General features: G+C 66.9%; 9 protein-coding genes and 2 pseudogenes. 5 read left to right on the top strand and 6 right to left on the bottom strand.

What is annotated here, in order from left to right:
• Positions 1-54 precede the first annotated feature (54 nt).
• From AC1Q5P_RS20085 to AC1Q5P_RS20075, 3 genes and pseudogenes are all read left to right on the top strand, one after another.
• Positions 55-2,556 carry a heavy metal translocating P-type ATPase gene (locus AC1Q5P_RS20085; RefSeq protein WP_492519876.1) on the top strand — a complete coding sequence of 834 codons (2,502 nt, stop codon included), beginning with the start codon at positions 55-57 and terminating at the stop codon, positions 2,554-2,556.
• Positions 2,553-3,302 (top strand): HAD-IIB family hydrolase, encoded by a 750-nt coding sequence (locus AC1Q5P_RS20080; RefSeq protein WP_492519875.1) that lies wholly within the window; start codon positions 2,553-2,555, stop codon positions 3,300-3,302. The genes AC1Q5P_RS20085 and AC1Q5P_RS20080 overlap by 4 nt, the downstream gene beginning before the upstream one ends.
• A 150-nt stretch (positions 3,303-3,452) precedes the next feature.
• Positions 3,453-3,584, top strand: a pseudogene (locus AC1Q5P_RS20075) (MgtC/SapB family protein); the annotation flags it as partial.
• A 407-nt stretch (positions 3,585-3,991) separates the two neighbouring features.
• On the opposite strand, the gene AC1Q5P_RS20070 reads toward AC1Q5P_RS20075, so the two are convergent.
• Both AC1Q5P_RS20070 and AC1Q5P_RS20065 read right to left on the bottom strand, forming a co-directional pair.
• On the bottom strand, positions 3,992-4,948 hold the full coding sequence (locus AC1Q5P_RS20070; protein WP_492519874.1) for an arsenic resistance protein: 957 nt from the start codon (positions 4,946-4,948) through the stop codon (positions 3,992-3,994).
• Positions 4,945-5,400 (bottom strand): MerR family transcriptional regulator, encoded by a 456-nt coding sequence (locus AC1Q5P_RS20065; protein ID WP_492519873.1) that lies wholly within the window; start codon positions 5,398-5,400, stop codon positions 4,945-4,947. The genes AC1Q5P_RS20070 and AC1Q5P_RS20065 overlap by 4 nt, the downstream gene beginning before the upstream one ends.
• Positions 5,401-5,496: 96 nt before the next feature.
• On the opposite strand from AC1Q5P_RS20065, the gene AC1Q5P_RS20060 reads away from it, so the two are divergent.
• Together AC1Q5P_RS20060 and AC1Q5P_RS20055 are read left to right on the top strand one after the other, a co-directional pair.
• Complete coding sequence (locus tag AC1Q5P_RS20060) at positions 5,497-5,865, top strand: hypothetical protein (protein ID WP_492519872.1); 369 nt, start codon at positions 5,497-5,499, stop codon at positions 5,863-5,865.
• Positions 5,862-6,218 (top strand): hypothetical protein, encoded by a 357-nt coding sequence (locus AC1Q5P_RS20055; protein ID WP_492519871.1) that lies wholly within the window; start codon positions 5,862-5,864, stop codon positions 6,216-6,218. The genes AC1Q5P_RS20060 and AC1Q5P_RS20055 overlap by 4 nt, the downstream gene beginning before the upstream one ends.
• A gap of 13 nt (positions 6,219-6,231) precedes the next feature.
• Here AC1Q5P_RS20055 and AC1Q5P_RS20050 read toward each other — a convergent pair whose 3' ends face one another.
• The 4 genes and pseudogenes from AC1Q5P_RS20050 to AC1Q5P_RS20035 all read right to left on the bottom strand — a co-directional run bounded on the left by AC1Q5P_RS20050 (position 6,232) and on the right by AC1Q5P_RS20035 (position 9,202).
• Positions 6,232-7,092, bottom strand: coding sequence for an ArdC family protein (locus tag AC1Q5P_RS20050; protein ID WP_492519870.1), 861 nt, complete (start codon positions 7,090-7,092; stop codon positions 6,232-6,234).
• A 172-nt stretch (positions 7,093-7,264) separates the two neighbouring features.
• Positions 7,265-7,990, bottom strand: a pseudogene (locus tag AC1Q5P_RS20045) (integrase); the annotation flags it as partial.
• Positions 7,991-8,054: 64 nt separating this feature from the next.
• Complete coding sequence (locus tag AC1Q5P_RS20040; protein ID WP_291056112.1) at positions 8,055-8,585, bottom strand: GNAT family N-acetyltransferase; 531 nt, start codon at positions 8,583-8,585, stop codon at positions 8,055-8,057.
• Positions 8,582-9,202 (bottom strand): recombinase family protein, encoded by a 621-nt coding sequence (locus AC1Q5P_RS20035; protein ID WP_008832583.1) that lies wholly within the window; start codon positions 9,200-9,202, stop codon positions 8,582-8,584. Before AC1Q5P_RS20035 ends, AC1Q5P_RS20040 begins: the two co-directional genes overlap by 4 nt.
• Between the last annotated feature and the right edge of the window lie 74 nt (positions 9,203-9,276).

The raw sequence follows: 9,276 nt of genomic DNA, 5'->3' as shown, positions 1-9,276 counted from the left end.
CGAAATCCTGCGCGACGCGCGCGCCGAAACCAAGAAAAGCGAAAGGAGGTCGTCATGAACGACAAGCTCGAACTCGATATTCCAGTGCTGTTGCCGGACCTTCCTGACGCGGCCGATGCTTGCTTGGATCGTCTCGTATCAACCCTGTCGAAGCGCGAAGGCGTCGAGCGGGCGCATGTGATCTGCCTCGACGGCGACACGCCGGCGGCCCTGTGCATCCATTTCGACGCTGCCAAGCTGCCGCTGCCGCGCTTACGCGAGATGGTGCGCGCCGCGGGCGCCGAGATCACCGAACGCTACGGCCATGCGATCTGGCAGGTGACAGGGATCAGTCACGAACGGCGGGCGCGCACGGTCAGCGATGCGCTATGCGCGTTGCCCGGGGTGGTACAGGCAAGCGCCAGCACCAGCGGGTCGGTCCGGGTCGAATATGATCGCCGAGAGACCACAGAAGAGGAAGTGCGCGCTGCTCTTCGCAAGCTGAAGGTGAGGGTTGGCAAGCGGGTCGCCGCCGATGACCATGCCGGCCACGACCACGGCCCCGGGGGCCACGACGCGGGCGAAGAGAAGCACGGCCCCGGCGATGGTCACGACCATAGCCACGCCGAATTTCTCGGCCCCAATACCGAGCTGATCTTCGCGCTTGCCTGCGGCGCGCTGCTGGGGATCGGCTATGCGATCGAGAGGCTGGTTGCCGGCGCACCGGAGTGGCTGCCCACGGCCTGCTATGTCGCAGCCTATTTCTTCGGCGGATTCTTCACGCTGCGCGAGGCGATCGACAACCTTCGGATGAAGAAGTTCGAGATCGACACGCTGATGTTGGTCGCTGCCGCCGGCGCCGCTGCGCTGGGCGCATGGGCCGAAGGCGCGCTGCTGCTGTTCCTGTTCAGCCTTGGCCATGCGCTTGAGCATTACGCAATGGGACGCGCCAAGAAGGCGATCGAGGCGCTGGCGAAGCTCGCGCCCGAAACCGCGACCGTGCGACGCGACGGCCAGACCAGCGAAATCCCGGTCGAGCAAATGGTCGTTGGGGACGTTGCCATCGTCCGCCCGAACGAGCGCCTGCCTGCTGACGGCTTCGTCATCAAGGGCACCAGTGCGATCAACCAGGCCCCGGTGACGGGTGAAAGCATTCCGGTCGACAAGGTGCCGGTCGCGGACGCTGCGGCGGCGCGCGCCAAGCCCGACGCGGTAGACGCGGAAAGCCGGGTCTTTGCCGGTACAATCAACGGCGGCGGCGCGATCGAGATCGAGGTGACGCGCCGTTCCAATGAAAGCGCGCTTGCCAAGGTCGTGAAGATGGTGAGCGAAGCGGAGACGCAAAAGTCGCCCACGCAGCGCTTCACCGATCGGTTTGAGCGGATCTTCGTGCCTGCCGTCCTGATCCTGTCGGTGCTCCTGCTATTCGCATGGGTGGTCGTCGACGAGCCGTTCCGCGACAGCTTCTATCGCGCGATGGCGGTGCTGGTGGCGGCAAGCCCGTGCGCGCTCGCCATCGCAACGCCGAGCGCTGTCCTGTCTGGCGTTGCCCGTGCCGCGCGGGGCGGCGTGCTCGTGAAGGGCGGTGCACCGCTCGAAAACCTCGGATCGCTCAAGGCGATCGCCTTCGACAAGACGGGCACGCTGACCGAAGGTCGGCCGCGCATCACTGATGTCGTGCCGGTCGATGGCGCCGATGAAGGCGAGCTGCTGGCGCTGGCCGTGGCTGTCGAGGCGCTGAGCGATCATCCGCTGGCCCAAGCGATCGTCCAGGACGGTCGCGAACGTCTGGATGGGCGCGCCTTGCCCACTGCCGGCGATCTCAAGAGCCTGACCGGTCGCGGCGTCACCGCAAGCGTCGATGGCGAGACGGTGTGGATCGGCAAGGCCGAGATGTTCGGAACGGAAGGTATTCCGACCCTTGGGCAGGGGGCGCAGGATGCAATTGCGCGCCTGCGCGAGAACGGGCGCACGACGATGGTGGTCCGCAAGGGGGATCGCGACCTGGGCGCGATCGGCCTGATGGACACGCCTCGCGAAGCGGCAAAAACCGCGCTGCGCCGGCTGCACGAGATGGGCGTATCGCGGATGATTATGATCTCCGGCGATCACCAAAAGGTCGCCGAAGCGATCGCCAACGATGTCGGGATCGATGAGGCGTGGGGTGACCTCATGCCCGAAGACAAGGTTGCCGCGATCAAGAAACTCGCCGGCGAAGACAAGGTCGCGATGGTGGGCGACGGCGTGAACGATGCCCCGGCGATGGCAAGCGCCACGGTCGGCATCGCGATGGGCGCGGCGGGCTCGGACGTGGCGCTGGAGACGGCCGACGTGGCGCTGATGGCCGACGACCTGGCGCACTTGCCATTTGCGGTCGGCCTCAGCCGCCATACCCGCGGGATCATCCGGCAGAACGTCTTCGTCAGCCTGGGTGTCGTCGCCTTCCTCGTTCCTGCCACCATCCTTGGCCTCGGTATTGGGCCGGCGGTGGCGGTTCATGAGGGATCAACGCTGCTTGTTGTCATCAATGCGCTCAGGCTGCTCGCCTACCGCGATCCGGCGGGGAAGGCGGCATGAAGTGGATGATCGCCTTCGACCTCGACGGCACGCTTGCCGAGAGCAAGCGGCCGCTATCGGAGGATATGTCCGCAACCCTCGTCCGATTGCTCGCCGTCACGGATGTTGCGGTGATCTCGGGCGGGGACTGGCCGCAGTTCGATAAGCAGGTCGCGTCGCGTCTTCCTGCCGGCGCCGCGCTTGACCGTCTCTGGTTGATGCCGACCACAGGTACAAAACTCTATCGGTTCATCAATGGCGCTTGGCGCGCGGTCTATGCCGAGTTGTTCGACGACGCGGAGAAGGCGACGATCCGCACGGCCTTCGATAAGGCCCTGACCAACGCAGGCCTCGCCGACGAACGTACCTGGGGCGAACGGATCGAGGACCGGGGCAGCCAGATCACTTTTTCGGGGCTGGGGCAGGCAGCGCCGCTAAAGGAAAAGGAAGCGTGGGATCCTGACCGAAAGAAGAGGACCGCGTTGCAGGCCACGCTGCGCGCGACGCTGCCGGACCTCTCGATCAATCTAGGTGGCACGACATCGATCGACGTGACCAGGGCAGGGGTGGACAAGGGCTATGGCCTGAAGCGCCTGAGTGCTGAAAGCGGCGTACCGCTCGACGGGATGCTGTTCATCGGCGATGCGATCTTCCCCGGTGGGAATGACTATCCCGCCGCTGAAATTGGCCTCGATACGGTGAGAGTGCGTGACGTTGCGGAAACCACTGCCGTCGTCACCGCCATCATCGCATGTCTGCGCCAGTAAGGATCGCCGATGTTCGCGATCCCCGCCTTGGGCCTGAACGTCTGTGGGACCCACGGCCCGACCTTCCCCCTTTACCTCCGATCTGGAGCAATCTCGTAGAACAGGCAGGTCGGCATGTTTTAAAGCTCGTGGTGGGAGACAACCACCCGTATCATCAGTCTCGCCGTCGCCTATGCGCTCGCCCTTCCTGTTGGCTGGGATCGCGAGAAGGACGCTCGCAGCGCAGGCATCCGCACATTCCCGTTGGTGGCCATCGCCAGTTGCGGCTTCGTGCTGGTGGGTAGGCCGCATGGTCCTCGCGGTCGTGGAGCTTGATGCCGATGGTGGCGCTGACGAACGCGGCCCCAAGCTCGGCGACATATCCTGACAGTCCAGCCCAAAATGGCGGTCGGAAGGTAAAAACCATCGGTGCCTCCTGCCCCGCCCCAAAACCCCATGAACCTCCCGCGAGGCGGGGGTGGGCGGCGAGAGCGACCGGAGAGGCCCGCTGAAGCGGCGGGCTGCACCCGCAGGGGCGAAATGCAATGGAGCAGCCCGGCGGAGCCGGGCTTGCAGCGCGCCGTGGCGGGCCTAGGAGGGAGTGCCGACCACCCTCGCCTCGGGAGGGAGGTCCAAAAGATCAGCGCCGCCGCGTCAGCGGCGTCCGCAGATCCTGGCGCGGGCGAAGCCCGCGCGAACCGTTGTGAACATCATGCGCCGAGGCGCGGCATCATCCTGATGTAGATGAGCGAGGCGACGAGCTCGACCAGCGTCTGGGTGACGATGACGGCAGGGACGAGCGGTATGGCGCCCGGCACGGCGAGCGCCAGCGGCAGCACGACGAGGGAGTTGCGGGTCGCTCCGCTGAACGCGACCGCGCGGGATGCCGGTGCGTCCAGCCTGGCGAGACGCGCGATGGTCCATCCCAGCAGCGGCGCGATCACGGCAAATGCGACGTAGATCGGCGCAACCGCGAGGACGGTCGTCAAGGCCGGGCCGAGCTGCGGAACCACGGCGGCGATGACGATCAACAGGACCAGCGCCGTGGCGGGCACCGGCAGGAGCCCCAGCGCCTCGGTGACGCGGGCGCCGGCGGCGCTTCGGGCTGACCAGAGCTGGCAGAGTGCCGCGAGCCCCAGCGGTACGGCGATCAGCCACAGGAAAGCGTGGAGGAACGGCCCCATCTGCACAAGCTCGGCAGCCTGCGTGCCGAGGAACAGGCTGAGCCAAAGCGGCAACAACAGCATCTGCACGATGAGGAGAACCGGCGTCGCTGCCAGCAGCAGCCGGGCATCGGCGCGGCCGAGGTGCGAGAAAGTGACGACATAGTCGATGCAGGGGCAAAGCAGCACGATGAGGAAGCCGAGCCGGACGAGCGGCTCGGGCGGCGCGAACTGGGCGAGGATCATGACCAGGGTGGGCACGGCCGCGAAGTTGACGGCGAGCAGCACACCGAAGAAGCGGCCATTGCGGAACGCCTGGCGTAGCGAAGCGAGCGGCACCTGCAGGAAGGTGACGAAGAGCATCAGTGCCAGCGCGGGGTTGATCGCCGGCTCGAGGTGCTCGGTGCCGCGGAGCGCGGTGGCGGCGGTCGCGGCGATGCAGACCGCGGCGAAATAGATGACGACCTGCCCGTTCTCGAGCCGGTCGCGCAGCGATATCATCATGCGGCGGCGACCGCGTTCGTCGCACAGCAAGGCTTCTTCGCAGCCGCTCCGCCGAGGTCGTCGAGGATGACGCAATCCGGCCCCGGGCCGCCGACGCACTCGGCGTCACACTGGGCCACGAACGCGGCGATGCTCTTCTCCAGCGCGCGCAGCTCGCGCAGCTTGGCGCGCACGTCGAGCAGATGGGCCTGGGCGATATCACGCGCTTCCATGCACGAGCGCGAGCGATCGGCGACCAAGCCGGCCAGCAAACGCACCTGGTCGATGCCGAATCCGAACTCGCGGCAGCGGCGGATGAAGGTCAGCCGGCGCACATCCTCGTCGGCATAGCGCCGCTGGTTGCCGTCCTGCCGGTCGGGGCGCGGCAGCAGGCCGATCTGCTCATAGTAGCGGATCGTCGGCGCGCTGGTGCGCGTGCGGCGGGCGAGCTCACCGATCTTGTAGCCGGGCATGGCGGGCCTCCACATTGGCTCTTGAACCTCAAGTGACTTGAACTCCTACAGATGGAATCGGCCGCCGCAAGTGTGAGGCGGATATAGGAGCGATGTATGACGGACACGACCGAACCGCCGATCGCCTGCACGCTCGATGCCGGGAACCTGAAGGACCGGCTCGAATGGATCGGCAAGCTTAACGCGCGTTCGCTGCTGGGATCGCGGCGTGGCGACCTCAGCCTGACTCTCGACTATGCGTTGGATGCCATCGGCGACGTGCGCGAGATGGTGGCGAGCGAGGAGGCGTGCTGCGCGTTCCTCGCCTTCATCATCGACGAGCGCGCCGACAGGGTGCGCGTGACGATTACCGCGCCGGAAACCGCGCGCGAAGCGGCGGAGGCGCTGTTCGAGCCGTTCGCGGCGCGCGCGGCGTCCGCCCCTGCGCCGAAGACGTGCGGCTGCACGAGCGAGTGCGGCGCATGAGCGAGGCGGCGGAGAATAACAACAAGGTCGCGGGCACGGCCGCGATCACGGCGTCGACCGCCGCGGTCGCCTGTGCCGCATGCTGCGTGCTGCCGCTGGCGCTGCCTGCGGCGACGCTGGCGACGGTCGGCGGCACGCTCGCGCTGTTCGCCGGCGCCTATCGCTGGCTTGCACCACTCGCCGTGCTGGCGGTTGTAGGAGCATGGATCTGGGTCGGCTATCAGTCGCGAACCAGCGGCAAGCGTCCGGCGCGATCGACGCTGGTCGTCATGGGGATCGCGACCTCGATGATGGTACTGGCGATGCTGTGGCCCGCCCTAGAGCCCCAGCTCATTGCGATGCTGAGGCCCTGAGGCTTGGCGGCGGTCATGGCTGGCGCGTGTGCATCCAGTCGGCGGCGACCTGCGCCTTGCTGGCGGCGGTGAAGATCGCGCGCGGCTCGTCCTTCAGGAGCTGGAGCCAGGAGGCGATATAGGCGGCGTGGTCGGGCCGGGGTTCGTGCGCGAGGCCGAGATCGGCGAGGATGAACGAGGCGGTGAGCTCGGCGGTCGCTTCCTCCATCGCCAGCGCGTGGCGGGTCCAGCGCTCATTGAAGCTGCGATCGAGCCGATGGGACGCGCCGGTCGCGTGCGCGCACTCGTGGACGTGGGTGGCGTAGAAGCCGTGCGCATCGTGGAAGGCGGCGAAGTCCGGCATGTGAATCCGATCCTCGCCGATATGGTAGTAGGCGCTGCTCGCGCCGTAGACCGTGTCGATGCCGAGCGCGGCGATGAACGCCTCGGCGCCGGCGAGCCGCTCGCTCTCGGGCAGAACCGGACCGGGTTCCGGAGCATAGCCGTCGACCTGGTCGGCGTTGAACAGGCTGAAGGCGCGCGCGAAGAGCCGGGGATGATCGTCGTCGCGATCGTCCTCGTCGCGGCGGCGGACCTCCTTCCAGAGGACGCCGAGGCTGGCCTGCTCGCCCTTGCGGACCTGCGCTCCGAGCGCCTGCCACTGCTTGTAGGTGCCCCAAACCCCGCTCGCATAGCCGCTGCCATAGGCGGCCGCCCAGAGCGAGACGGTGTTGATGCCCCGGTAGGGCTTGCCGCTGGCGACGTTGGTCGGGCGGGTGACGTCGGCACCGGTGTGGTGCCAGGGCATGCGCCAGGAGCCGGCGCCGGCTTCGATCGCGGCGACGATCGCATCGGTGACGCGGGCGTAGACGTCTTGGCGTTGAGGTGATGACATGATCGGATCCTCCGCTTCGCGCCGGGGACCATCCCCGGCGGCGGAGGCCCGTCCGCGCCGGGCATCAGGCGGGCTCGCGCACCCGAAGGGCCGCAGCGAAGCGGAGGACGGCGAGAGCCGTTGCGCGGGACCGCCGACCGGCGCAGGCCTCCCGCCAAAAGCCGGGGATGGTCTAAGGCGCGGTAGGATCGATGGCCGCGATCACCGCGGTCAAACGGCCGAGCTCGGCCTCCAGCGCGCTCCGCTGGAGATCGGAAAGCCGGCGCTCGCATAAGTGCGCCCTCGCGTCGGAGGCAGCCTTCTCCCATGCCGGCCTGTGGCGCTCGGCGATGCAGGCGTTGGGGCAGCGGGTCGGTTCGCACAGCGTGGTCAGCGGCTGCTTGGGATCGGGGCTCGTCACGCGCTTGAGGCAGAGCGCGGTGGCGGGATCGAAGAAGCAGTCGGCGAGCGGCCCGACATGGAGGGTGCGCGCGAGGCTGGCGAGCATGATGCGCAGCCGCGCCCGGTCCGCGATCATCGCCGGCAACGGCGCGAGCTGCGCGGCCGTATCGTCCAGGGTCCGCGTGATGCGCGGCCCGGCAGGGCCGGACAGCGTGGCGCCGCCCCGGCGCCCGTCGAAATGGCCCATCAGGTCGTCGAGCTGGCCGAGCCGGCGCTGCGCCTCGACCTCGGCGCGGAACCCCGACGCGCTGGTGCCGGCATAGCCTTCGAACGCGGCGACCGAGGCATGCTTGTACTGGATCATGCCGGCGATCGTGCCGAACGGGCGGTTGGCGATGTGCCAGGCGATGGTGCGGCGGAACTGGCGGGTGGTGATCCGCCAGGGCTTGCCGTCGGGTCCAGGCGGGATGATCGGCGCCTCGGCCTTGCCGAAGCGGGCGTTGAGATGATCGTGGAAGGGGGCGTTTGCGGGAGGGGGCGGAATCCTACGCCAAGCTCGCCCAGATAGCCGGCGCGAGATCTTACTTGTTGCTGCCTTCTACGGTCGCGCCAGAAAGGCGACGGCTCAGTTCTATCCGGCGATGGCTACGCATTTTGAAGGTGTCTGGCCCAACGCGCCGATACTCAATGAAGCCGAGAGAACGCCAAAATCGCTCTGCCGCTTCATTCGCTTCCAGCACGGCCAACCGAATCTCTGTGGCACCTCTCGCAGCGGCCCAGCTTTCGACCGTCGAGTAAATTGAGCGTCCGACGCGACGACCACGCTGTGCGGCATCTACGATCATGAAGCCGAGATACCATGTGCCATCACGCGGATAATCGCGGAGGATGGCCGCGATTGCATATAGGCCGCCAGGCCCCTTCCATCCCAGGACAGCTTGATTGTGGGCGCTCTTTTCGGGCGGCACATCGGAGAAAAGCTCGCGAGCATCGTCCAGCGTGGGCGCGGCCCCGTCCTGCAACAGGAAATAGTCGCTGCAACGGTTGTACAGGTCTGCAACGTCTGCGGCGTCCGCTTGGGTAAGTTTGATCGGGGCTCCCGTCATCATCATCGCGTTTTGGCAGCAAGCACGCGCTGACCGTAATCCCGGAGTTCCCCGTTGGGACCGACATAGCGGTAGAGAGTGACGCGCTCGATCCCGAGTTCCTTGCAGAGGTCGGAAACGGACGTGTCGCGTTGGGCCATAGCAGCCTGAGCGAGCCGCACCTGGGCCTTGGAGAGGGCGAACTTGCGGCCACCCTTGCGTCCCCGCGCGCGGGCAGCGGCCAGGCCAGCCATGGTGCGCTCGCGGATCATATCCCGCTCAAACTCCGCCAGTGTGGCAAAAATGCCGAACACCATCCGGCCCGATGGCGTCGTGGTGTCGATCTGCGCGCCCTTGCCGGTGAGCACCCGCAGACCGATACCGCGATCCGACAGATTCTGCACCGTGCTGACCAGGTGGGTGAGCGTTCGGCCGAGCCGGTCGAGCTTCCAAACGATGAGGACATCGCCGTCGCGCAACGATTTCAGGCAGGCGGCAAGACCGGGGCGATCATCACGGCTACCGGATGCACGATCATCATAGATATTGCCTGGCTCGACACCGGCAGCGCGAAGGGCATCGTGCTGCAGGTCGAGCGACTGCGAGCCGTCGGCTTTGGACACGCGGGCGTAGCCGATCAGCATGGATCACAAACGAAGGTTTGAGGCGGTGACGAACATGAGCACATAAGATTGGGCTATTGTGTATCTTAACCAGC

This window comes from Novosphingobium sp. GW835-FHT14H07, from assembly GCF_058793515.1.
Note: the sequence above shows the minus strand (reverse complement) of the source record. Positions and strands in the feature narration are given on the sequence as shown.